At 60.9% G+C, this 24,244-nt stretch carries 15 protein-coding genes; 4 read left to right on the top strand and 11 right to left on the bottom strand.

The window, feature by feature from the left end; all coding sequences use genetic code 11:
• Positions 1-24: 24 nt before the first annotated feature.
• From P9L99_20380 to P9L99_20400, 5 genes are read right to left on the bottom strand one after another with little or no spacing between them, the layout of a single operon-like run.
• Complete coding sequence (locus P9L99_20380) at positions 25-1,122, bottom strand: radical SAM protein (GenBank protein ID MDP8225729.1); 1,098 nt, start codon at positions 1,120-1,122, stop codon at positions 25-27.
• Positions 1,119-3,779, bottom strand: coding sequence for a carbamoyltransferase N-terminal domain-containing protein (locus tag P9L99_20385; GenBank protein MDP8225730.1), 2,661 nt, complete (start codon positions 3,777-3,779; stop codon positions 1,119-1,121). Before P9L99_20385 ends, P9L99_20380 begins: the two co-directional genes overlap by 4 nt.
• Positions 3,772-4,398, bottom strand: a complete 627-nt coding sequence (locus P9L99_20390) for a carbamoyltransferase C-terminal domain-containing protein (protein ID MDP8225731.1) — start codon at positions 4,396-4,398, stop codon at positions 3,772-3,774. Before P9L99_20390 ends, P9L99_20385 begins: the two co-directional genes overlap by 8 nt.
• Positions 4,395-6,977 (bottom strand): glycosyltransferase, encoded by a 2,583-nt coding sequence (locus P9L99_20395; protein MDP8225732.1) that lies wholly within the window; start codon positions 6,975-6,977, stop codon positions 4,395-4,397. The genes P9L99_20390 and P9L99_20395 overlap by 4 nt, the downstream gene beginning before the upstream one ends.
• Positions 6,978-9,419 carry a glycosyltransferase gene (locus P9L99_20400; GenBank protein ID MDP8225733.1) on the bottom strand — a complete coding sequence of 814 codons (2,442 nt, stop codon included), beginning with the start codon at positions 9,417-9,419 and terminating at the stop codon, positions 6,978-6,980.
• Between the two features lie 263 nt (positions 9,420-9,682).
• Here P9L99_20400 and P9L99_20405 point away from each other — a divergent pair, with 263 nt between their 5' ends.
• The gene (locus tag P9L99_20405) at positions 9,683-11,131 is read left to right on the top strand and encodes a hypothetical protein (protein ID MDP8225734.1); all 1,449 of its coding nucleotides are present in this window, start codon (positions 9,683-9,685) and stop codon (positions 11,129-11,131) included.
• Between the two features lie 35 nt (positions 11,132-11,166).
• On the opposite strand, the gene P9L99_20410 is transcribed toward P9L99_20405, so the two are convergent.
• From P9L99_20410 to P9L99_20420, 3 genes are all read right to left on the bottom strand, one after another.
• Positions 11,167-12,510 carry a Wzt carbohydrate-binding domain-containing protein gene (locus P9L99_20410; protein ID MDP8225735.1) on the bottom strand — a complete coding sequence of 448 codons (1,344 nt, stop codon included), beginning with the start codon at positions 12,508-12,510 and terminating at the stop codon, positions 11,167-11,169.
• A 136-nt stretch (positions 12,511-12,646) separates the two neighbouring features.
• On the bottom strand, positions 12,647-13,873 hold the full coding sequence (locus P9L99_20415; GenBank protein MDP8225736.1) for a thiolase family protein: 1,227 nt from the start codon (positions 13,871-13,873) through the stop codon (positions 12,647-12,649).
• A gap of 20 nt (positions 13,874-13,893) precedes the next feature.
• Positions 13,894-16,284, bottom strand: coding sequence for a 3-hydroxyacyl-CoA dehydrogenase/enoyl-CoA hydratase family protein (locus P9L99_20420; protein ID MDP8225737.1), 2,391 nt, complete (start codon positions 16,282-16,284; stop codon positions 13,894-13,896).
• Positions 16,285-16,627: 343 nt separating this feature from the next.
• Between P9L99_20420 and P9L99_20425 the strand changes: the two genes are divergently transcribed.
• Positions 16,628-18,346 (top strand): hypothetical protein, encoded by a 1,719-nt coding sequence (locus P9L99_20425; GenBank protein MDP8225738.1) that lies wholly within the window; start codon positions 16,628-16,630, stop codon positions 18,344-18,346.
• Here P9L99_20425 and P9L99_20430 read toward each other — a convergent pair.
• A complete protein-coding gene (locus P9L99_20430; protein ID MDP8225739.1) occupies positions 18,343-20,433 on the bottom strand; it encodes a hypothetical protein in 2,091 nt (696 codons plus the stop codon). The two genes, P9L99_20425 and P9L99_20430, sit on opposite strands and share 4 nt — an antisense overlap.
• Before the next feature lie 132 nt (positions 20,434-20,565).
• Between P9L99_20430 and P9L99_20435 the strand changes: the two genes are divergently transcribed.
• Positions 20,566-21,567, top strand: a complete 1,002-nt coding sequence (locus P9L99_20435) for a hypothetical protein (protein ID MDP8225740.1) — start codon at positions 20,566-20,568, stop codon at positions 21,565-21,567.
• A gap of 9 nt (positions 21,568-21,576) precedes the next feature.
• Positions 21,577-22,194, top strand: a complete 618-nt coding sequence (locus tag P9L99_20440; protein ID MDP8225741.1) for an L-threonylcarbamoyladenylate synthase — start codon at positions 21,577-21,579, stop codon at positions 22,192-22,194.
• 12 nt (positions 22,195-22,206) lie between these two features.
• Here the strand turns inward: P9L99_20440 and P9L99_20445 are convergent, their stop codons facing one another.
• A complete protein-coding gene (locus tag P9L99_20445) occupies positions 22,207-22,923 on the bottom strand; it encodes a lysophospholipid acyltransferase family protein (protein ID MDP8225742.1) in 717 nt (238 codons plus the stop codon).
• Complete coding sequence (locus P9L99_20450) at positions 22,923-24,188, bottom strand: class I SAM-dependent RNA methyltransferase (protein MDP8225743.1); 1,266 nt, start codon at positions 24,186-24,188, stop codon at positions 22,923-22,925. Before P9L99_20450 ends, P9L99_20445 begins: the two co-directional genes overlap by 1 nt.
• Positions 24,189-24,244 lie beyond the last annotated feature (56 nt).

Consider the following 24,244-nt stretch of genomic DNA (forward strand, 5'->3'; position numbering starts at 1 on the left):
CTTTCGCTCAGTGGTGTGACGAAGCTACAGTTTACAGCAACGAGCGCAGCCGGGCATCAAGCCTTCTCTAAGGGTGTCGCGAAAGCGCCGATACAACCCGTTGTTCCACACCTCGGCCAGCGGCTCCTCTAGAACATTGCCCATCCGCACGTACAGAAACTGGCACGGATACACGTCGCCCTGCGCATTGATAAACGTGCTGCGCCAGATGAAAACACACCGGCGGCCCAGGCTCGCGTCGGGGCTGTACCAGCGGCGGATTTCCGCGTCGTCGAGCACCGGCTTGGTCAACACGCGTCGGCCTTCCTCGGTTTCGAAGAACTCAAGCAGTGGCGCAAACGCCGCGCCGTCAGGTTCGAATTGGTGTGAGAGAATATCGATGGGTACGTCGGGGAAACGTTCGTTCCAGTAATTTTTCTGCGCTTCCACTTCCGTGGGGGTCAAGAAATTCAGGTGCGACAAGCGCAAGGTCATCCGCCGGATGTCACTGGTTTCGGCGATGAAGCCCGACAGGTCGGCCACGCTTTCGGCCGTAATCACGTAGTTGACCATCGGCCCGGGTTTCGGGCTGATGCGGCTCCACAAGCGGATCGCCTCCATCGTCTTATCGAACGAGCCGGGTATACCGACAGCCTTATCGTGTACTTCGCGCTGCCCGTGCACGCTGACCATGAACGCATCCAAACCGAGCGCCGCCAACCTTCTCGCTTTGTCTTCGTCGACCAACGTGCCGTTGGTAACCAGCCCCACAGGCAAGCCGTGCGCTTTGAATGCGGCAATCACCTCCACCAGATCCTGGCGCGAAAACGGCTCGCCGCCGGAAATGAAAATCCCCGGCCGATACCGCGCCCAGTCGTCGGCCATCGCTTGGAATTGCGCAAGGCTGATTTCTTTCGACCGCGCCACGACGTTTTCGGCATTGAAACAATACGGGCATCGCAAATTGCAGCGCGTGGTGACGTTGATATTGATCACAAAGGGGAACTCGTTGCTGCGCCCGCCTTTGCGCATCATCTGCGCCGGCAAGACCAGCATGTCGCCCATCGTGCGCGCCACCGGAAAGAAAGGACGAAACGCCCGCACGTTGATCAACTGAGAATGCAATTTCGTCCAAAGGCTCAAACGTCGTCCTCTTCCACCACGAAGCGCCGCAAATGTTCGCGTTCTTCTGCGGTAAGTTGTTTCAACCGCCGATGCATTTCGCGGTTGTGCATCAAATTATCACACGTGCGATGACAGCCGATAGGCGCAAAATACGGATGCGATTTCCGCTCGCGTAGCGCGTAGCGCCGAAACTCCCGCATCGCCGGCCCGTCCCAGATTTCGGCGAAAGACTGCTCGTTCAAATCGCCCATCGGTTTCTGCGTGCCGCGGCAACACGGCGCAACGATCCCGGTCGGCAGAATGCGCAGGAACATCCAACCCACGTAGCAGGGAATTGCCTCCACCGCTTCCTTGTCGTAATCGCCGCGCGCCGCGCCCGCCGCCTCCAAGCGCTGCGTCAAACCGTCCCAGTTGTCCAAGCGGAAACGGCGTCCCTCGGCAACGACCGCGTCGACCCGCTGCTTGACCTGCCGCAAGTGATCGCGAACCACCTTCAGGTGCGGCGGCGTCAGCAGCAACCCGTCGGTTCGTTCGTGCACGGAGTCGACCAGCGTGTAGTAAACACCCTCCGCCCCGACCCGCAGCGCGAAATCGAGCATCTCGCGCGTTTCCTGGAAGTTCATCGAGAAAAGCACGTTGGCCATGATGACTTCCTGATGCGGCGCCTTCCGCTCGTGGTAGAGCTTGAGCAGCGCTTCGATTCGGTCGAACGTGCGCTCGGTTTTGTTCGGATGGCTGCGGCTGTAGGTGGTCGGTGTGCCCGCCCAAAGACTCACCGTCAGTTCGTCCAACCCGCTTTGTGCCAAGCGGCGCACGCCCGCTTCGTCGATCGCGCTGAAGTTGGTCGTCATCGCGGCGACCATACCGCGTTGCTTGACGCGTTCGACCGCTTCGAAAATCGCCGGATGCAAGAGGGGCTCGCCACCGCCGGTAAAACGCACGCGCTGCGTGCCCAAATCCGCCACTTCGTCCAGTAGGCGAAGAAGCTGTTCGGAAGGCATCTCCTGCCGGTGCCAATCGGGCCGCGGGCCCAGTTCGCCCAGCAGCGGCGAGTTGGTCCAGCACGGCAGGCAATTGTTGTTGCAACGATTCGTCGCGTCGATGACGACTTGTTCCGGGCCGACAAAGGCTCGCTCGCCGTCCAGCACGCCCGCCAGGTCGCGGTGGTCGCGCAAGAACTTCCGGAACTCCGGCGCGTGCTTCGCCTGCGACTCGTCATCGCTTTGGGCGGTGTACAGGTAACTCTCGATCGGCGCGCCGACGCTTTCGAATTCGTAGCTGACTTCCGTACCCGGCGGCAGATCGATTTCACCGCGCCAGCGACGCGTCCCGGCGTCGTAACGAAGCGGCGTGCGACCTTCCGCGCCGTCGCTGCGCTTCCACAGCACGTCCACGCTTCGGGTTTCCGGGATCGCTTCGAGATACTCGACCACGAGCTTGCCGTTTTCCAGTTGGTTGAAAAACGATTCGATTTCCTCGTCGCGGTACGTGCGACCCGTGAACGCGGTCGCCATCGTCCACCGCTTTTGCGCGGGCAACTCCGCCAACACGTAGTCGGCAAAAAGCGCGTAACCCAACGCCAACCCGTCGTCGCTGGCCGCCGGTTGAATGAAGATGTTTTCAAAGGGGGTGCGCGCCAGCACGATCTGGTTTGCCACGCTGTTGAGGCCCACGCCGCCCGCGACACACAGATTCGGGCTGCCGGTCGCCTCATGCAGGTGCGACGCCACATGCACCAGCGCTTCTTCCAATCGGTGCTGTGCCGCGTACGCAAAACGGCGGTCGCGCTCGGTCAATTCGTCGTCTGGCTGCCGCGGATCGCCGAACGCCTCGAACCAACGCGGCGCCATCCGCTTGATCGAAACCGGATCCTCCAACACGTGATCGCCCGACCAAAAGCACAGCCAATCCGGGTTGATCGCCACGCGGCCGTCGGGCTCCAAGCGCAAAATTTCCTCGAACACGGCGTCGAAGTCATTGGGACCGGCGTGCCCCGCCAACCCCATCAGGCTGCCCTCTTCCATCGCCAGAAAGTGCGCGCACAAGGCGTAGAAATACCCGAGACTCGCCGCCGCCATGTGGTTGTCGATTTCGACCAGCACCTCACCGCGCACGCAATGCGCCAAGCTCAAGCTTTCGGCCGCGTAGTTGCGCGCGTCGGCCTCGGGCTTGGCGCGCAGCAGTTCGCCCACCGGTGGATGTCGATGCGCCACAAGGAAACCACGGTCGCGAAACGCAATGTCTCGCGGCAGAAACCCCCAGCGGTCCGGCCGTTCCACCAGCGGCGCAATGCCGCCGGATGCGTCCACCGAAAGCACCGCCGCCTCGTCGAAGGGGCTGGGCAGGAACGCCGAAGCCACGTGCCCCAAATGGTGATCGAGCTGAACCGTCTTCTCCGGCGGAAATTCCGGAAACACGGTGATCGGCGGGTGTCCGCCGGGCGGGTAGTAATGGGTCGTGTCGCAAACCAGCAGATCGACATCCGACGGTGCCGCCCCAGCCTCGGCGAGCACGTACTGCAGCGCCCGCCGCACGCTGTTACGCGGATCGCCGCGCCGCACGCGACACAAGCGTTCCTCGTTAATCGCCGCCACCAGACGCCCGTCGCGCAGCAGCGCCACGGAACTGTCGTGATCGCTGATGACCGCGCCGACGATCAGCCGCCCACTAACCACGGCCTTGCTCCTTGGTGATCAACAACGGCCCGATGGCCAGCGCGTCCAGCGCGGTAGTCGTGAAACACTGGTAGGCGTCCAGCGGCGTCTCGACAATCGGCTCGCCGTGATCGTTGAAACTGGTGTTGAGCACCATCGGCATGCCGGTCAGTTCATGGAAGCGCTCGATGACCGCCCGGAAGAGCCCGCCGTCGGCGTCCACGGTTTGCACGCGCGCCGTGCCGTCAATGTGGACGATGGCCGGAACCCGCTCGCGCTTGTCGGCAAGCACGTCGGCAACCAGCAGCATGTGCGGGCTGGGTACGTGCAGGTCGAACCATTCCTCCAAGTGCTCGGCCAGCACCGCCGGCGCGTAAGGTCGAAACCACTGGCGGTGCTTGACGTGCTCGTTGAGGTAAGCATGCACGTTCGCGTCGCGCGGATCGGCCAGGATGCTGCGGTGCCCGAGAGCCCGCGGGCCGAATTCGCTGCCGCCCTGAAACCAACCCACAACGCGGCCCTCGGCAAGCAGCGCGGCCACGGCACCGGGCACGTCGTCCGGACGCGTCACGTCAATAGGAAGATGCGGCACGATCCACCGCCGTCCGGCGCGGTCATCGCGGTAGACGAAATCCGTCATGACCACTCCGCCCGCAAGTACTTCCGCCGCACGCGAAGCCAAAGCGCCGCGCCCTTGAGCACCGCTTGTTGAAGCGGGGTCATCGCCAGATACCGCTCGACCAGGTGCTCGATGCGTCCCAAATCGTCGCACGACTTGTAGCAGCCGACCCGCGCGGACGGGTCGTTGCCGATGTTGGCGAACCAGGGGTCTTGCTTGACCAACACGTTGGTGCGCTGCCGCCAATCGTGTTGCGCGCGGCCGGTCCACAAATCGAGAAAGCGGTCGTGATGCAGGTTGCCCGAAGGAATGCGGTGGGCCTTGAGGCATTGGTTGACGTCGCCGTCGGCCATGATGCGCGCGAACTGCCAGCCGACCGTGCAGGGCATGGAGTCGATAATCGTTTTGTCGTGCTCGCCGGTCGTGGTGTGCTCGCCGCTGATGCGCCGCAGAAATTGGTCGTACTTGAACAAGTGCAGGCGCGGCGGAACCTCGCCCTCGATCCACTCGCGTATCCGGCACGCCTCGGCGTAAAGCCATTCGCGTTGTTCCTCGTCGAGCAGCAGCGCGTCGGTGCGGTCGGGAATCGTGTCCAGCACCGTGAACTCCACCGACTCCGATCGCGTCTTGAGCGCGAAGTCGACCATCGCTTTGATCTCGTGGAAGTTCAGGTTGTTGATCACGTTGTACACCTTAATGAAAGGCACGTGCCGCTTGATCGCGTTGAGCTTGGCCAGCATCTCCTTGATCTGGTGAAAGGTCTCCTCGGTCTTGTTCGGGTGCAGCAGACTGTAGGTTTCCGGCGTGCCCGCCCACACCGATACCGTCATGTAATCGACGCCCTGCTCGGAGAGGAACTCGACCATCTCCTGATCGATCAGCGTGAAATTCGTGTTGATGTTGCACACCAGGCCGCGCTTCTTGATCTCGCTGATGATCTCGCGAATGTTCGGGTGGCAGAAGGGTTCGCCGCCGCCCGCGACGTACACTTCCCGGCTGCCCATGCGCACCATGTCGTCGAGCAATCGCAGGACGATCGGCAGCGGTAACACGGCGTCGCGCTTTGGGCTCGGCAGCGCCTTGTCCAGCAACAGCGGGCTGCGACACCAGCACGCCAGGCAATCGTTGTTGCAAAGGTTCGTCGGATCGATCTGTATCGTGTGCGGCCCGACGTAGCTCTCGCGCCCGTCCAGCACGCCGATGATATCCAGGTTCGCCTGCACGAAACCGGTCAGTTGTCCGGCCCAACCGCTGAGCGATACCAACGCCCCCTCACGCGGCGGCGCGTTGTCCTCCCCCGGCATCTCGTCGTAAGGCGGAATTTCAACGCGGGTTTCCGGCGGTGTTGAAAGCGTCGTTATCGACGCCAGCGACGGGGCAGCGGTCAGGGGGTATCGTTCAAAGTTTTTTTTTTGCGGCGGCATATCCCAGAACAGCCAGCGACGCTTATGCATCGCCATCTCGTAGGCCAACAGCAGATTTTCGGCGGTGACGCCCCAGTTGTATTTCATCTCGGCGCGACGCCGTGCTTTGCGGCCCAGTTCGCGGCCCAGTTCGGGATCAGCCAGGAGCTTGGCAATGCCGTCGGCCAATTGCTCGGCATTGCCCGGCTCGACCAGCACGCCCGCGTCGCCGATCATGTTGGGCACCTCGCCCATGTGGCTGGCGACGACGGCCGCGCCCGCCGCCATGTATTCGCAAATCTTCAGCGGGCTTTTCGTGCGCGTCTGTTCAGTGTCTTCAAAGCACGCCACGGCCACGTCCGCCGCGGCGATGTACTCCGGTATTTCCGCGTGGTCGACCGCGCCGGTGAACACGACGCGATGGCCGATGCGCAGTTGCTCCGTCAACTGGAACAACTCGCCGAAACGCTCGCCGCCGCCCACGACCATGAAGGTGGCGTCGCTGCCGCGCTCGATCAGCGCTTTGGCGCTCTGCAGGAACAGTTCCAGGTATTGCGCGCCGTGCAGTTGCCCGAGATAGAGGACCAGCGGCCCGTCGATGTGGTGCAGTTGCCGCACGCGGGTGGGGTCAATGTCGGGCCGGAAGCGTTCGAGATCGGCTCCGACGTGCGCCTCGAAAATGCGATGGCTCGGCACGCCGCAATCGATGGCCTGCTCGCGCAGCGCGTCGGAGGCCACGCTGACCGTATCGACCAATTTCGGCAGCAAGCGCTCGAAGGCATTGATCGACCAACCGATGATGCGCGGCCCCGGCTGGTAATTGAAGATGCCGTATTCCCAATCGTCCCAATCGTAATGGACGGGTTTGCCGAGCCGATACGCCGACCAAATCGCCGGCACCGAAACGTGCGGGAAGCATTTCTGGAAATGAATGACGTCGGCCCACCGCGCGAATTCGACTGTACTGCGCATCTTGGCCATCAGCGCAAACTGGTAGCGGTACGCGGGGATCGTCGTGAACGGGAACTCCTGCCGCTCGGTGGCCTCTTCCAAACTTATGCGCGGGTCGATCAAGTGGTAGATCATCCGCACGTGGTGGCCGCGTTTGACGAACTCCGTCGCCAAATACGTGATGCGCACGGTCCACGGCTCCGAGTTGGAATAGACGTCATGTGGATGGAGCATCAGGATGTTCATCTAGGTCCCCGGAAAGATCTTCTGCCCCGTGCGGCGTTCGCGGATTTTCATGTACGCGTTGGCGCCCAGGTTGACCGCGAACAAGATCGCTAGACTCGGCAGTTGCACGAGCCACCGCGTCAGGCGCGCGCCGCGCCGCATCTTGCGCCGGTTGGCGGGATCGTCCTCAAAGTCGGCGACGAGTCGTTCGAGCAACGCGTTGCGCTTGTTCATCGCCGCGTTGTCGCCTTCCAAGTTGCGCGCATGCCGTTGCAGCGCTTCGAAGTCGGCCCGCAGGCGGTCGACCTCCGCAACGCGGTCGGCCAGCGCGGCTTGGTGTCTCTCGATATCGGCCAGCGCTTGATCGCGCGCGCCAGCCATGATCTGGATCTCGTGCGCCGCCTTGGCCAGTCTGTCTTCCACATCGGCGAAGCGTTTTTCCGCCTCATCGATGTAATGCTCTTTATCGAAAATCGCGCGCTCCAGGTCGATGAGCTTGGCCGCGATCTCCTCTTGCAGCGCGTCGCGTTCCGCCGTCAGCGCAGCGGCGTCGGCCAGCTTGACCTCGAGTTCCTTTTCCAGCTCGGTGGCCTTCTCGCTCGTCTGTGCCAGCTTGGCCTCGGCGGCCGCAAGTTGCCGGTCGCGCTGTTCCACCATGGGCGATAGAGTTCGAATTTCGGTCTGCAACGCGGCGAGTTCTTCCTGCAGTTTCGTCTCGCGTCGATCGCGCTCTTCGTAAAGGCCTTCTAGCTTGAGGTTCAACCGTTTGATTTCGGCCTGTAACTCTTTTTCGAGGTCCTCGCGCCGCTCGCCTTCGCGGGTTAACCGGCGCTGATACTCGGTGGCTTGTTCGGCGTGCTGAATTTTTAGTCGATCGAGCTCGGCCTCTTGCTTCTTGACGAGCTCCGCGACTTTGTCCTCGTGTTTGGCGCGTTGCGTTTCCTTTTCGCGGCCAAGCTGCTTGATCTCTTCCTGCGCTCGATCCGCCTCGGTTTTCTTCTCGTGGCGCAATTCCTCGGTTTGCTTGTCCCGTTTGGCGACCTCTTCATCCAGCTTGTCCTGCTGGCGGCGCAGATCGTCTTCCTTCCGGCCGACTTCCGCGCGATGCAGGTCCGCCTGACGCCGCAACGCCTCGTCGTGTTGCACGATGAGGTTTTTGATCTCTTCGGAAAGTTCCTGGATCTTCTTGTCGCGTTCGCGTCGATCCTCTTCGGCCTGCGTGGAAGCGCGGCGTAACTCCGAGTTGAGTTCGGCCACGTCGTTTTTCGCGTCGAGAATCTGCTGCACGCTCTCGCGACGGAAGTAGTCGCGGAAACCCGACAACAACGAGCTTTTCTTTTCCCGCCGTCGCGGCGCGTCGACGAAACGCGCCAAAGGCGTGACCGCCCGCTCCCACGTGAAAAGCGCCGCCGCCAGTTTCTGCGCGTTGGCGCTTTTGCGCGCCACCACCTCGGGGTCGCCGAAGATCTCGTCCAACACCGCTTCCAGCGCGGCCGGGTCGCCGGGGTCGACCACCCATCCCGCGTCGTACTCCCGCAACGGCGCAGCCAGTTCGCCGTAGTCGCCGTAGATCACCGGGAGGCCGCACCACAAGTACTCGACCGTGCGCGTCGTGAACGCTAATTGCCGTTCCGCGTTGGGTTGGTACAAGTCAAACGCAACCGACGCCTCGGCATACACCTCGAGCAATTCGTCGCGCGGAATGAAATCGTGAATCGTCACGCGCTCCAGGTCGGCCAGGCGGTCGCGGTAATCGCGAAAGATGTTTTTGTTGATCGCATACAACCGGTGCTGGTAGTCCACCGTGGGCGCACCGACGTACAAATCCAACGTCGCGCTCTCGTGCGCCGCCACGCGTTTCGCCAGGCTTTCCAAGCCGGGGAATGGATCAATCCACGGCCACGTCACGCCGCCGAACACAAAGCGCGGCGATTGCGGAGCGCGGTGGTCGGGCAGTGCGTCGCCGAGTGAGACCGGCACAACCTCGATCGGCGCGTCGTGCGGCGAAGCGCCGGCGAGCAAAAACCATGTCAGAAAATACTGCTTTTGAAATTCGCCGGGGCATATGAGCAGATCGGCCTTGGCCAGCGCGTCGATTTTCGTATGCGCGTCGGAAAGGAAATCGCCGCCTTCTTTGAAAGCGTTTTCCAATGAGAGCGGGCCGTGCAAATCGATCGCCAGCGGGATCTGCAAATCATCAACGTACGATGCCAATCCCCACTGCTCGACGATCACCACGTCGGGCATGACCTGCAAGATGATGTCGTTGAGACTCTCGGGCTCGTGGAGCAGTTCGCGCAGATCCTCCGGCAGTTCGTAACCTTCCGGCACGGCCTCGCGCGGTAGGCTGTAACGCACCTCGTGACCGTGCGCTTTCAGACCTTCACCCAGCCCCCACACGCGCAGCCCGCCGCCGCGCACCGGTACACCGGCCAGCGGAAGCATTTCACATGTGACGATCAATACCCGCTTCTTCATAGTCCGAGGATTGTACGCTAACAGCCGCGGGGCGGCAAATACGGCGGCCGGTTTTTCTTGGCTTCCGTCGCGCCGGCCACCGCAGCAATTACGCAGGCTTATTGTACCGACGGCCGTTCTTCGCGCGGCCCGCGCGGGATGTTTCTTGAGACAAAACGGCGTGTATGGTAGAAGAATAATGGATACGGAATATTAGTTATTGTTTTGTCCGATTCGTTGTTTTTTCGTTTTGAGAAAGAGAGATGTTGATGGATTATCGTCTCGCCACGCTGCTTTTCGCCCTCGTTTGTTTCCTTGTTCCGCACGCCGCGTTCGCCGACACCATTCCAAGCTGGAATTGCGATCCCGTACCGATGCCGGTGGTCCACCTGAATGAAGCGGGCGAAATCGTCTGGACCCTCGCCGATTTGATAACCTGTCAGGAACCAAACCTCGTCGCGTCTGAATCCGGCCCGCTGTTCGAATTCCACAACTACTCGAATTACAACGGCATCATTCGCCAACTGGCCGATAACGGCGAAACGATATGGGAACAGACCATGCCGTTGCGAATTCAAAACGCGGTTGCGTCACAAAATCGCGTGTGGGTCTCGGAGCTTCATCGAGTGACGGCGTTCGATTTCGACGGCGACGAAGCATTCTCCCTCGACCTACCCTCCATTCCCGCTCTTACCGCGGCGGGCGATCGCGCCTATGTTCTGCTTTTGCAGCACGACCCGTGGGCTGTGGAAATCAAATCTATTGATGAAAACGGCGACGAACTATGGTCTGCGGTTCATTCCAAGGAAAAAATCCAATTTCTCGGCGAGGTGGTACCGATCGCCTACAACGGAGTTATCATCCCTCTCGTGTACGAGGCGCAAGGTGAGGACGCGCCATTTCAAAAGTGGCAAATCCTCTATTTTGACGAAAACGGACAGATGGCGAACCAACGGGATTTTCGATACAAACCCGACCCGATTTCGATGCGCCGGCCACGCCGTAGTTACGCAGGCAACGACGCCGGCGAACTCTGTCTGCTGGGCGCCAACACGGTTGACTCCAGCTACTTGACGCGCCTTTCCGCCGGCTCCGCCATTTCTTTCGAGTACGAAATGGAAGCGTTCAGCGAGGGCGTCGTGGCTTTCGCGCCCGACAATACCTGCCTGGTCATGGGCAATCACGACGCCGATAGCGCCTTTGTCGAAAAGGTCTCAACGGACGGCCAACGCGTCTGGCGCCATGAGATCAACCAAACCGATTTTGTGAAGGAACCCGACACGCCGTTTTTGCAGACTACGGCGTTGATGGTCGACGACGGCGGGATTTGGGTCGGCGGGTTTTGGGTCATCGGCGAGTACGCGCACGAATGCTGCGAGTTGACGAATTACTTCGTGCAGCACCTCAACCACGAAGGCGAACTTCTTTGGCAGACGGGCTTTCAATCCCCTCTCGAACCGGAAAAGACTGCGGCGGCAAGTAGGACCGACGGAGTTTTCGTCTCGACAGCTGGCTACATCGTGCGCGCCGATCCGGGGCCCCCTCCGGCTGACGATGACGATGACGACGACGACGACGACGACGATGGAACCGCCGATGACGATAATGACGACGTCGACGACGACACCATCGGCACCGACGATGACGACGACTCCTACCCGACCGAACCGGACCCCAGCACCGATGATGATGACGATGACAAAGGCTGCTGCGGTTAGCCTGCTCGGCGTTTCATGGCGATTGGTGACGTGTTCTAGATTAGCTTCAACGCATGTGGCAAATGAACTTCGCCGTCCAGGCCCTGCGCACGCGGATTGACCACGACGGCGTAACGTCGGTGATGCACATCGTACGCGACAGGGGGAATCGGGTCGGGACGGTCGCGGTCCCACGCGCCGACCGTCACCTCATACTTGCCGCCGGCCAGATTCAGCATGCCGAAAGTCACTTCAAGCGTGCGGGTTTTCTCGACGCGGCCGATTGCGAAATCCGTGCGGCCCGTATGCAAACCGGCCACGACCTCGCCCGCCTTGTTGTGAAACAGAATGCGAAACGCCGGGTTTTCCACCGGCCCCTGCGCCGTGAAAGTGATGGCGACCTTCATGGTTTCGCCCGCGTCAAAGGTGTCGAGCTCCGCGCCCAGCAAGTTGAAAAAGCGCACGGCGTCGATCGTCAGCCGATGCTCGGAATTGCTTTCGTTACGCGTCAAGCGGTCGTTGTGAATCCAGCTTTCCAGCGGATCGTACTCGAAGTAGCTCGCCGGTAGCGGCGCGTCGCGCTTTTCCAACACCACCGCGATCAAGCCCGAAGCCTCCAGCACGTCTTGCGGCAGCAGCGACCGGTGCACCGCGAACTGCTCGCCTTCGACACGGTAGTATTCCCGCCAGTACTTGTCCGGCTTTTTACCCGCTTTCGCGGCGAAGTCGCGTTGCTGTTCGACGGGCATCGCGATCACTCGCTTGCCGGTTTCCGCGTCGATCTCCCCAAACGCCACCGCGCCGACGAAATGCAAACCGCTCGGGTGGATGAGGCGCTCGCGCAACGTGACATCCGTGTAATGCCGCTGCTCGTAACCCGCCCCGCCCCAGTCCTCTTCTTCGATGTGGCGCCCCAGGTTGAACGGCACCGAAAGCACCAAACGCCCGCCGTCGGCCAGCACGCGGCCCAGCTCCCGCATTACCGGCGCGTCGGTGAACGGCGCGAAATGCTCGATCGTCGACACGGCGCTGATACGGTCGAAATACCCGTCGTCAAAAGGCAGGTCCTGGGCGTCGGCGGATACGATGCGCAGCTTGTCGCCGTTTACGCCAACACGTTTTTTCAACGCTTCGATGTGGCGGCGGTTGTCCTCGTCGCAGACTTTCTTGTCGACCGCCGTCACTTCGCAGCCGCGCTCCGCGGCCAGCCACAACGGCGGCAGGCTGACAAAGCCGCTGCCCACTTCCAACACCCGCGCCCCCGGCTCGGCCGCGAGCAAATTTAGCGACAGCGGATATTCCATAATGCGGAAATAGTTCAGCTTGGAGCGGTATTCCGCCTCACCCAAAGCCCGGGCAAAACTCATCAACTCGCGGTGGGTTACGTCGTGTTTTGTCATAGGGCGACTTTAGCCCGCGCGACGCCGCGAAAAAAGAGGGCTGATATAGGACGGCCGCCGCCGATGCACGATCGCGCGAAGTACCATAAAAAAGGCCGGGGCGCGAAGCCCCGGCCCAATAGAATCAAAGAGCTGATTAGCCCTTGTACTGCAAGTTTTCGTACAGACCGGCCGCGCCCATGCCGCCGCCGATGCACATCGTGACGATGCCCCACCGCAGATTGTTGTCCCGCATGTGATACAGGACCTGCGTGGTCAGCTTCGCACCGGTTGCGCCCAAGGGGTGACCCAAGGCCACCGCGCCACCGTTCGGGTTGACCCGCGGGTCGCCTTCGAGGCCCAACTCGCGGCAACAGTAAACGGCCTGCGAAGCAAAGGCTTCGTTGATCTCGAACACGCCGATATCATCGAATGTCAAGTTCAGGTCGAAGCGTTTATTGACGGTTTTCATGAGGAGCGGAACCGCCAGCGCCGGACCAATACCCATGTAATCCGGGTCAAAGGCCACGGTGCGCACGCCCCATAATTTACCGAGCGGCTCGATCCCGAGTTCCTCAGCCTTTTCCTTGGCCATCAAGACCACGGCTCCGGCGCCGTCGCTCATCTGCGAAGCGTTACCGGCGGTAACGGTGCCCAGACCTTCTTTGCCCGGGTATTTCGACTTCGGATTCGCGAATGCCGGACGCAGCTTACCCATGCCTTCGATCGTCGAATCGCCACGGGGGCCTTCGTCGACTTCAAAGATGAATTCGCGGACGCCACCTTTGCCGTCGTACATTTTCGCCGGCAACGGTACGATCTGTTCCTTGAAGGCGCCCGTCTCGTTCGCTTTGGCGGCTTTCTGGTTCGACTCCATGCCGAACTGGTCTTGATCTTCGCGGGATACGCCGTACTTGGACGCGACGTTTTCCGCCGTCTGTCCCATGCCGACGTAGGCCCGGTGATATTTTTCAGCCAGTTTAATGTTCGGTACGATCTTGTTACCGCCCATGGGAATCATGGTCATGGATTCGGTACCACCACCCACGGCGATGTCGATCATGCCGGACATAACGTCCATTTGCGCGATCCAAATTGCTTGCATACCCGAAGAGCAATAGCGATTAATCGTCATAGCCGGAATTTCATCCGGCCAACCGGCGCAGTGTACGGCCTGACGCGCCACATTCATGCCCTGTTCGCCTTCCGGCATTGCACAGCCGAAAACGACGTCTTCAACCATATCCGGTGTAATGCCTGCCCGTTTGACAGCTTCCGCGATCACGACGCCGGCCATATCGTCGGGCCGGGTGTGAACCAAGCTGCCGCGCTTGGCCTTGCCAACCGCCGTACGGCAAGCGGAAACGATGACAACTTCTCTCATCTTTACTTCCTCCGTAAAGCTTAGTTACGCAGCGGTTTGTTGTTCTGCAGCATGTAGGCGATTCGCTCTTTCGTCTTGTCCTCGCCTAACAGGCTCATGAAGGCTTCGCGCTCCATATCCAGCAGTTCCCATTCGCTGATCTTCTGGCCTTCCCAACGATCTCCGCCTCCAATGATGTAGGCGATCTTCGTCGCGATGAAAACATCGTAATCGCTGATCCAACCAGAGTCGCGCATGGATTTGGCCGCGACAGTGAACGCCGCCCTGGTGCTCTCGCCGCCGACCGGAATGTCGGTGCGCGGCAGACCCGGATCGAAACCCGCTTCCGCCAAGCCCAAAGCCACTTCCTTCGCCCGGTGCAACAACAGATCGCGGTTGGGAACCATCACGTCGGTCGGGCGGAGAATCATATTATCCACCGCGTCTTTCATGCCGACCGCCACTTTGGCCATCGCGATGTTCTCGAAGGCTTTCTGCGCGAAAGGCAGAATCGCGGTGCCCGCAGCCCGCCGACCTTCGACAGTGCGCAACACCATTTCCTTCGTGCCACCGCCGGCCGGGATGACGCCCACGCCGACTTCGACCAAGCCGATGTAAGTCTCGGCCGCCGCCACGACCCGCTGGCCGTGCAGGGTTACTTCGCAACCGCCGCCCAACGCCATGCCGGCCGGGGCCGTCACGACTGGACGCTTGCAGTATTTCATACGCATGTTGGCACGTTGCAACTCGTACGCCAGCTTCTCGACCATCTCCGACTGGCCCTGATTCATCGCCATGAGAATCATGAACACGTTGGCACCAACCGAGAAATTGTCCGCGTGGTTGCCCACGACGCCGGCTTCGAACTGACCTTCTTCCAGCAAGTCGACCATCTTGTGCAGACCGTCGATGATCTCCTGGTCGATCGCGTTCATCTTCGTGTGGAATTCGCAGCAAATCACGCCGTCGCCCATATCCCACAACGTCGCACCGTCGTTCTTCCACACTTCGCCGGCCGAATCTTCCGGCAGAATGATGATCTGCGGATCTTTCGGAATTTCGACGTACGTGTGGTTGACCAGGTCGTACTGGAACTTCTTGCCGTCTTCGGTCTTATAGAAGGTCTCGTTGCCGTTCTCGAGCATCGCCAGGATGTTTTCCGGGATCTCGTGACCCTCGGCCTGCATCCGCTCTACGCTCTCGCGCACGCCGATCGCATCCCACGTCTCGAAGGGGCCGAGCCTCCAGTTGAAGCCCCATTTCATGCCGCGGTCGATTTCCAAAATCGCGTCGGCGATTTCCGGCACGCGGCGGGCGGTGTAAAGCAAACCCTCAACGGCCACACGCCACGCAAACTGACCGGCGCGGTCGTCGGAGTAAACAATGTGCTTGACCCGCGCTTCGAGGCCGCCCTTGCCCTTGGCCGCTTTGATGGAATCGAAAGTCGGACGCTCGGCGTCGACGTATTCCATCGTTTTCCAATCCAGCACCAAGCGCTGTTTGCCGACTCTCTTGTAGAAGCCGCCCCGTGTCTTGTTGCCGAGCATTTTCTTCTCGACCATCTGATCGAGAAATCCGGGCGGCCGGAACGCTTCCAGCGACTCATCGTCCGGGCAGTTATTCACCACGGTCATGGCAACGTGGTGCAACGTGTCCAGACCCACCAAGTCGGCGGTCTTGAACGCGGCCGTCTTCGGACGACCCAACGGCGGGCCCACAATGGCGTCGACTTCGTCGATACGATAGTCCATGTCGGCCATGGCTTTCATCGTGGCCATCATGCCGTGCACGCCGATGCGGTTGGCGACGAAGTTCGGAGTGTCCTTCGCCCAGATCACGCCTTTACCCAAGCGCTCTTTGCAGAACGCTTCCATGAAGGCCAACACTTCTTCATTGGTCTTCGGATGCGGAATGATCTCCAGAAGTTTCATGAACCGCACCGGGTTGAAAAAGTGCGTGCCCAAGAAGTGCTGCTGCATCTCCTCGGAACAATCGCTGACCATCGTATCGACCGACAAACCCGAAGTGTTCGACGAAACAATCGAACCCTTCTTACGGTACTGGTCGATTTTACCCATGATCATCTTCTTGATGTCCATCCGCTCTACCACGACCTCGATGATCCAATCGCAATCCGCGATCTTCTCAAAGTCGTCGTCGAAGTTGCCGATCTCGATGAGAGCGGCGTCCTTCTTGCTGTAGAACGCAGGCGGTTTCACTTTCAGTGCCGCCTTCAGACTCTGTGCTGCCAGCTTGTTGCGGATCTTCTTGTCTGTCTCGACTTTTGCCTTTTCACCCTCCGACAGCATGTCGGGGAAAGGCACGATGTCGAGCATCACGACGGGGATGCCGTTGCCGGCAAGGTGGGCGGCGATGGCGCTGCCCATCACGCCGGAGCCCAGCACCGCAGCTTTTCTGATCTCTCTGCTCATGCGAAGCTACCTCCTTCAGATATCGAAAAAGGAAAGGAATTTGGAAGGCTGAATATCGGCCTATCTATATCGTGGTTACCCGCAGACGCGGGCACCGTTATCCCCGATTTCCACACAAAACACATCGGCAAATTGGGACCCCTTAGTCCATACACTGAATGAGCGCTCATTCAAGCAAAATTCGAACCGGCTTGCAAGTGCTATTTTCGCACTGCGTTATTTTTTCTGCCTTTTTTCAAAAAACGCCTTCTACTGCATGCTGTTTCCACGTACGCAAGCAACCTGCTAAACTATACATCGCGCGTGCGACAAACAAAACCGACCGAAAATGGAGAGGAAGGACTTGAACAACAAGGCTCTGTGGCTCACGCTTCTCGGATTGCTGCTGGCCGCCGCCGTACTCAATATCCTTTGGCTTTCCACTCACGTCGCCCCCGTCGCAGCCGGTAAAGACGCCGCCCTCGTGGCCATCGAGCAGGTCCACCGCTTCGAAAAAGACCCCGGGGCCGAAATCTACACCCTATTGCGGATGGGAATGCGCACCACCGAATCGTGGTACAACCTCTCCGCCGCCAAGACCTTGTTCCTCTTCGGCAAAAGCTATCTCTCGATGGTCGCCATCTCGACGCTCTACTACCTCGCGCTTATTGCCTTTACCTTCGGAGCCGCTTTCTTTCTCGGCGGACCCCGCGCCGCCGTGTGGGCCGGAGCGCTGGTCGCTCTCACGCCCGCCGCGTTCTCCTGGTCGCGCCTGTTTTCTCCCAACATCGCCTTGATGGCCTTTTCCGCCACGGGCTTATTCTGTCTGGCTGCTTCGCGCTGGTGGACCCGCTTTGCGCCCGCCGTCGGCTTTGCCGCCGTGGCAGCTTTGTCGATCCGGATGGGCGAAACCGTCGGCGACAATTTTCAATTGTGGGTCGTGTTCGGCATCGCGGTAACTTACGTATTGATCGTCCGTTTCGCCGTGCTGCGCGAATCGTGGCGGCGGGCCCTGCTGGTTACGTTGGCCGCTGCGCTGGTCTTCGTGCTGCTGACGAACTGGAACGACGTCAACCACCGGTTTGGATACCTTTGGGCCGAAGGCGTGGACCTTGCCGACAGCGCGTACGGCGCCGGTAGTCCCTCCTCATTGGGTGCCTGGACCACCTATCCCTTGCTGCTGTGGAAGATGCACCTGCTGCCGCCCCTGACACTGGCGCTGATCGGCGCGGTGGCTTTTCTAGCTTGGCGACGCGACCTCTCGGCCGGCTTGCCGTGGGTCGTATTCATCGGCGGCTTGCTTCTGATCACGCTGGTCCACAAGAAAAACTACAACTACCTCTTTGGCTTTCTTCCTCTGGCGCCACTGATCATCGCCTACGCTTTGGCAAAAATTGAAAACAGCCGCCTGCAATTCGCCCTTGGCGGCGCATTAATCGGCGTTTGCCTTGTAGTGTTTGGCTACTTGTCCTTCGTCGACGTGGAAACGACGGTGCCGTACGGCGATCTCAAATCCGGCACGCGCGCCGCGCGAGCCGACCACATCGGACACCTGATCTTCTACCCGAAGAAGCAGCGCGAACACGCCCCGACCAACATCGTTCGCCAAGCCGTACAACGGGCCCAAACCGACCCCAAACAAACTTTGTGGATAATCGGCGACTTGGCCGACACCGAGGCTCACACCTTCCGACTTCCCCTCGCGCTGGCGAACTGGAACGGCGCGCTGCGCGTCGTGGATGTGGGCCGCGAATTCAGCGACATTGCTTTCTACCACCGGGCCTCCGGCTCCGAGCCGCCGCCGCCGAACACGATCATTTGTCTGCCCTCCATGCAACGCTTTTTTGTTCCGGGCGGCGTCTGCGATTCCACCGCCATCTTCGCCCGGCTCAACGCCGACTACCTCGCGGGGGCCGAACTCACCGAGCAACGCTTGTATGATGAGGCCGCCGAGTCATGGTGCCGCCGTCTGGAACAAATACCGTGGGAAACGTTCCGCCGCCGCGAATTCGAATACCTCTCCACCGTCCCCGGCCGAGACCTCGAGCGTTTTGTGGTGTACGACCAGCCGCGCTCCGACTAACGCTCCCGCGCCAGCAATTCGTCCAACGTCGGCCCGGCCTTCGCCGGGCTTCTGTCCTCCCGCCGGTGTGACTGCGACGGCAGAGCAAATTGCGCACGCAACAACGCGGCGATCATTTCATGTCCGCGCACCGAGGGGTGAACGTCGTCCAAAAACCAATCGCGACGCGGCTCGCCTTTCAGGGGCATTTCCGACAGGTCAAAATACTGCACGTGGTCGTTTTCGGCGGCCACGCGACGCATTTTGGCGGCGTAATCGGGATGGATCGGTTTCCAATCGGAACTGATTTCCGGCATCAGGATCAATGTTGTGCCATTGCGCCGGCAAAATTCGCTCAAGCCCCACAGCACGGACTCGTGCGACGGCTTGACTCGTTGGCGACCCAATCGCTCGTCGCCCGCTGCGACCCGAAACGCATGCTGCCGCGCGGTCAAAAAGCGCCAATGAACCGCCAATTGAAACACATCGCTGTGGCTTTGCAGAAAGCGGTACGCCCTGATCGGCCAAACGGAAGCGAATTGCGTCACCAAAGCGCTCTCCCGCAGTGGATCGCCCGGCGACAGGCTGAGCCGCCGCAACCGCTCGCGCTGCTGCAGGTAGTAATCGGCCGCCCCGGCCCCGAGACCCGCGTTGCCGCCGAAATAGAAAAACAGCACGTCCAGCGGCGGATTCAAGTCGCGCGCGGTCAAAAACAAATACAACTGCAGGTCGCCGTACCCCGGCCGAGCCCACACCTGCGGTAGTGGTTCGGGAACATTCGAATTCCGGTCCGATTGCCTCACGCCCTGTCGTTCAAAAAACAAGAATGGAAAACTTTTCCGCCGGTCCACCAATCCGGAGCCGTACAGGCTCGACGAACCGAGCCAGCCCACGTGCGACCACGGCGTGTCGCGCACCGTCAAGTTTCGATCGGCTGCGAGATCGGTATCGTGAACCAGATCCCACGTATCCAAAATCGGGCTGGGATCGCGGGCTTCTCGCAACGGGCGTACATCACGGGCCTCAAATTCCATCGCGGGCAGCACAATCAACACGACCGCCAACCACGCCGGCACGGCAAACCATCCAGCGGCACTGCGACGAGGCAGGTGCCGCATCAGGTACAGCGCGGGTAGCACCATCATTAATCCGAGGCGCACGATTTGCGGCCAGGCCGGTATCCACAACAACAACCCCCAAAGGACGACCAACCACGCCAAGTGCCGCCACGCGGTTCCGCCTTTGTCAGCAGCGGCGTCGGGATGCGTTCGCCGCGCCAAGAGATACCCGCCGACCCCACCGAAGAAAAGCACGATCGGCCACGGCACGCCGCCGGGCGCGACAACAACCAACGCCGCGGCTGTTGCCCCGATTCCCCACCTCGGTTCGACTCGCCAGAGCCATACGGCCACCCCGGCCAGCAACGCCGCCCCCAATAACTTCACCCACCACGGCGTCGGCGGCGGCCAGTGGCGCACCCCACCAACCGTCTCCAATTGCACGGCGCCCAACGCCACGAACGACGCCGTCCCCGTCCCGGCCGGATCGACGCCCGCCAGATCGTCGAGCACTTCCACTCGCAACACGCCCGCCGCTGTGTCCGGGCGCGGTCGCAAGGGAATCGTCATGGATCCCGGCTCATTCGCCTCGGTCAGCGCCACGACGCTGCGGCCCTCGTCGTCGACTTGAAATTCGAGTGTGAAAACAAACAGCGGTTCATCCAAGGGCCGGGCCGTCGGTTCCGGCGGTACAACGCGGCCGGCTCGTTTCTGGGAATCGGCAAGGTGTGGGTACCAGGACCGCTCACCGTCGCGCTTGGTGCGAAGGGTCAGGATGGGAACGCTGCCGGGCTCGTAAAAAATGCGGGCATCGCCAAAACCCTGCAGCGGAATCCGCACGCGTTGCGCGTTCTTAAGCGGAATAAAAAGCGGTCGCTCCGGCGTAGCCCAAAGGTAATCCGGCCGCCAGGGGCGCGACGGCCCGGCGACCTGAATTTGCTGAATGACGCGCTGGAACGATACGTGTACTTCCGCCGCAAGCAGCCAACCGCAACCGGCGGCGGCCAGCAGGGTCATCGCGAACAACGCATAGCGGCGAATTGTCGACATGGGCGGAGTATACCGAATATCGGTCCGCCTGAGCACGCTTTCGTATCACGACCCTTGCGGCGGGCGACGAGATTCTCTAACTTCGTGTGTCACGAGAGAGGTACACTGCGCGGGTCGGAGGAGGCAGAGGCCATGAGACGTAAATCGTGGATCACCCTATTGCTCGTGAGCGTTCTGGCGCTCGCGACGGGAGCCTTTTTCGCCTGTGAGGATAAAGAGGTAGCCGACATCCCGCCGCCGGGCGTCTATCAACCCGGCAGCGGCGGCGGTGGATTCAACTGCGACATCTCGGCCGACGGTTTGGAGGAAGTAGAGTTTTCCGCCAACTGTTTCGACGGCTCCGGCACCGGCGCGATGCTCACCGTGGATTCCGTTCTCGGCGAGGGGGAAGTTCTCGTCAGCGGCGTTCGTGTGCAGTTGACCGGCGCTTTCGACTTGGCGTCGATTAACAACGGGAAAATCGAGGCGTCCATCGGCTGCGATTCCTACCAGAAGTGCAGCTATCCTTTTAAGAAAAGCGCGGACGACTACGTCTTGCGTCTCGACACCTCCGATTGCGGTGAGATCGTCAAACCGCAGGAAATCACGCTCAGGCTTTTCGACGCCGACACGGAAACCAACCATGTGATGTGCGCCGTGACGCTCGGCGAAGTCACCGGCGAGGACGACGACACCGGCGGCGACGAATGGAACTGCGACATCCCCGGCGACGACCTGGTCGCCCTGCCCTACAGCGCCAACTGTTTCGACCCCTTCGATGCGGGCAATGAAATCGAAGTGACCGAAGTGCTCGGCACCCAGGAAACGCTCGTCGACGGCGCGCGTTTCGAAGTGCGCGGGGCGCACGATCTCGCTTCGATTGCTTCAGGAAAATTCGAGCTGACGATCGGCTGCCCCTCCGGGGCCGTCTATCCAAAATGCAGTTGGCCGTTTGAGACGCCCCAGGGCGATTTTCAAACGCGCGTGCAGGTCGCCAACTGCGACCCGGCCACGCCGGCCGACCGCATCACGCTCAACGTGTGGGACGAAGACGAAAGCCGGAACACCACGGTCTGCGAAATTACGATCGGTGAACCCGCCGACGATGATGATGACAACGACGACAATAACGACGACAACGATTCGACGATCTAAGGAAAGCAAATGGCGAAGGCCGAACTGTTTCACATACACCCGGAGAACCCGCAGATGCGGTTGATCGGCAAGACTGTCGACATATTGAACCGCGGCGGTATTGTCGTCCATCCGACCGACACGACCTACGCCTTCGGCGTCCACCTGGAAAACAAAAAGGGCATCGAATCGTTGTACCGCATCAAGGGCAAATCGCTGGACCGGCCGCTGTCGCTGCTGTGCGCCGACCTGTCGAATATCGCCGAGTATGCCAAGGTTGACGACGTCGCCTACCGCGCGATGAGGCGTCTGCTGCCCGGGCCCTATACCTTCATTCTGCCCGCCACCAAGGCCGCGCCGCGCATCACGCAGACGCCGCGCAAGGAAGTCGGGCTGCGCTGCCCCGCCGACAACATTCTGCAGGCGCTGGCTAGTGAAATCGGCCTGCCGCTGGTTAGTACCAGCGTGCGCGCCCTGGACGGCGAACTGCTGGCCGACCCCGACGACATCATGCGGCTTTTCGGACACGAGGTAGATTTGATCATCGACGCCGGTTACATCTACCCGGAACCCAGTACCATCATTTCTTTTATGGAAGGTTTCCCGGAGATCATCCGGGAGGGCAAGGGCTCGGTCGAAGACTTGTAGGTCGCGCCCGCTTCAACCACGCAACGCCAGACACCCTGCCTCAATCACGCACTTGGTTTCGGCGGCCAGTTCGTCGACGGTTTTTCCTTCGGCCGCAATCGGCGGATGGAAACGCAGTTTCACTTCTCCCTTGCGGAAGCGCACGATTTTCGCCGGTAGGATCTTTCCCGTGTCTTCAACGCTCACCGGCAGGATCGGCAGGTCGAATTCCTTCGCCATGATAAAGGCGCCCATTTTGTAATCGCCGAATTCGCCGGGCTGCTGCCGCGTGCCTTCGGGAAAAACGCAAAGGCTGCGGCCGGCCTCGAGAATGAGCCGGTCGACATCTCGCTCCAACCGGACCATATCGGTTTTGCCCTCGTCCCGGTGCACGGGCACCTGCCCGGCCAGCGTCATGCACCAGCCGAGCACCGGGATTTTGAAGAGCGACGCCTTGGCCAGCATGCGGATAGGCACCGGCGATTGCACGTAGAGCACGGTAGTGTCCAGGTGGCTGCGGTGGTTGACCACCACCACGTAGGTCCGTTGCGGGTCAACGTTCTGCTTGCCGAACGCTTGCAGTTTCATCCCGGCAATCCACGCCACCGTGCGCGACCAGATCGTCGCGTGCCGGTCGATAAGACGGCCTTTGATGCCCACGAGCATGAACGCCACCGCGCTCATCGCGAACACGAGGGTGGAAAGCACGATGCCGGTGATCACCAAGACGTTGCGAATCGCTTGGATCATCAGCGCTCCAGAACAGCTACAGTTTCCAAGTGGAATGTCTGCGGAAACATATCGAAAGCCTGCACGCTTGCCAACCGATACCGGAACCCGTTCAGCCTCGCCACATCGGCCAGCAGACTCTTGGGCTCGCACGATACGTAGACGATGCGCCGCGGCCCCAGCGCGCCCAGGAGGTCCACGCCGCGCGGCCCGAGTCCTTCACGCGGCGGATCGAGCAAAACCGCCTCGAACTGCTGCTTTTTCCGAGCCAGGCTCCCAAGCGTCGTCACCGCGTCGCCGCCGATGACCGTCACGTTACTTAGCCCGTTGCGCCGCGCGTTCTCCGTCAAGAACGAGGCCCCGCGCGCCCACTCCACCGCCGTTACGCGCTTGGCGTGGCGCGCCACGGGCAGCGTGAAATTACCGATGCCCGCATACAACTCCAGCACGCGGGTGCTGCGACTCGGCGCGAGGCGTTCCACCGCATAGCCGACCAACTTCTCGTTCAGCGACGGGTTGACCTGCGTAAAGCAGTCGGGCGCATAGCGCAGGTCTAAACCAAACGCCTCATAGCGGCAAAGCGCATCACCGGCGGCTCGTAACGACCGGCTGTCGAGCAGAAACCAATCGCTCGGCGCGTGCATTTCGCGGGCATCGACGTAAGGGTGACAGAATACGCGTCGCGGTTCCGTAGAATCCAATACGCCGACGATTTTCACCCTGCCGCGCGGATAGCGCTCGGCGAACTTCACGGCGGCCTGGAACAAGCCGCTTTCCAACGCGGCGTGCATTTGATGGCAGGAGCGAATTTCGACCAAGTCGCGACTACGCCGCCGCGCCATGCCCAGCGAGCCGCCGGGCAGTAGATCCAGCGAACTGCGAACTCGGTAGCGCAGCGGATTCGGCGAGGCGACCAGGGGGGGCACGTCCACGTCGCCGAATCCCAGGCGTTTTAGGTGGTAGCGTAGAACGTCGCGCTTGGCCTCTAGTTGCGCCTGGTAGTCGAGATGCTGCAATTGGCAGCCGCCGCAGTCTTCGTAGTGCGGGCACGGCGGGGCGACGCGGTCCGGTCCGACCTCGCGCAATTCGATGAGGTCGGCTTCGAAATACCGTTTCTTGCCCCCCGTCACCTCGGCCAGCACACGATCGCCCGGCACGGTTCCTTCCACAAAAAAGGAAAATTTCGGCGACATGTCTCGCGCCCGGCCCTTGCCTTTGCCGGAAGGTGCGATGCTTTCCACAACGATTTCCAGTCGCCGGCCGATTTCGGGTTTCGTCTCTATCATGGAGTTGGTTCTCCTAAAAAAGGTGCCGGTGGCAAACAAGACCCGGTTTCGCTTCT

It is taken from the genome of Candidatus Lernaella stagnicola (assembly GCA_030765525.1).
GTDB classification, from domain to species: domain Bacteria; phylum Lernaellota; class Lernaellaia; order Lernaellales; family Lernaellaceae; genus Lernaella; species Lernaella stagnicola.

Bases quoted from the DNA above. Each gene is read 5' to 3' on its own strand.
- P9L99_20390 (MDP8225731.1), bottom strand. From the start codon at position 4,398: ATGACGGATTTCGTCTACCGCGATGACCGCGCCGGACGGCGGTGGATC.
- P9L99_20395 (MDP8225732.1), bottom strand. From the start codon at position 6,977: ATGAACATCCTGATGCTCCATCCACATGACGTCTATTCCAACTCGGAG.
- P9L99_20405 (MDP8225734.1), top strand. From the start codon at position 9,683: ATGGATTATCGTCTCGCCACGCTGCTTTTCGCCCTCGTTTGTTTCCTT.
- P9L99_20410 (MDP8225735.1), bottom strand. From the start codon at position 12,510: ATGACAAAACACGACGTAACCCACCGCGAGTTGATGAGTTTTGCCCGG.
- P9L99_20415 (MDP8225736.1), bottom strand. From the start codon at position 13,873: ATGAGAGAAGTTGTCATCGTTTCCGCTTGCCGTACGGCGGTTGGCAAG.
- P9L99_20420 (MDP8225737.1), bottom strand. From the start codon at position 16,284: ATGAGCAGAGAGATCAGAAAAGCTGCGGTGCTGGGCTCCGGCGTGATG.
- P9L99_20430 (MDP8225739.1), bottom strand. From the start codon at position 20,433: ATGTCGACAATTCGCCGCTATGCGTTGTTCGCGATGACCCTGCTGGCC.
- P9L99_20435 (MDP8225740.1), top strand. From the start codon at position 20,566: ATGAGACGTAAATCGTGGATCACCCTATTGCTCGTGAGCGTTCTGGCG.
- P9L99_20440 (MDP8225741.1), top strand. From the start codon at position 21,577: ATGGCGAAGGCCGAACTGTTTCACATACACCCGGAGAACCCGCAGATG.
- P9L99_20445 (MDP8225742.1), bottom strand. From the start codon at position 22,923: ATGATCCAAGCGATTCGCAACGTCTTGGTGATCACCGGCATCGTGCTT.
- P9L99_20450 (MDP8225743.1), bottom strand. From the start codon at position 24,188: ATGATAGAGACGAAACCCGAAATCGGCCGGCGACTGGAAATCGTTGTG.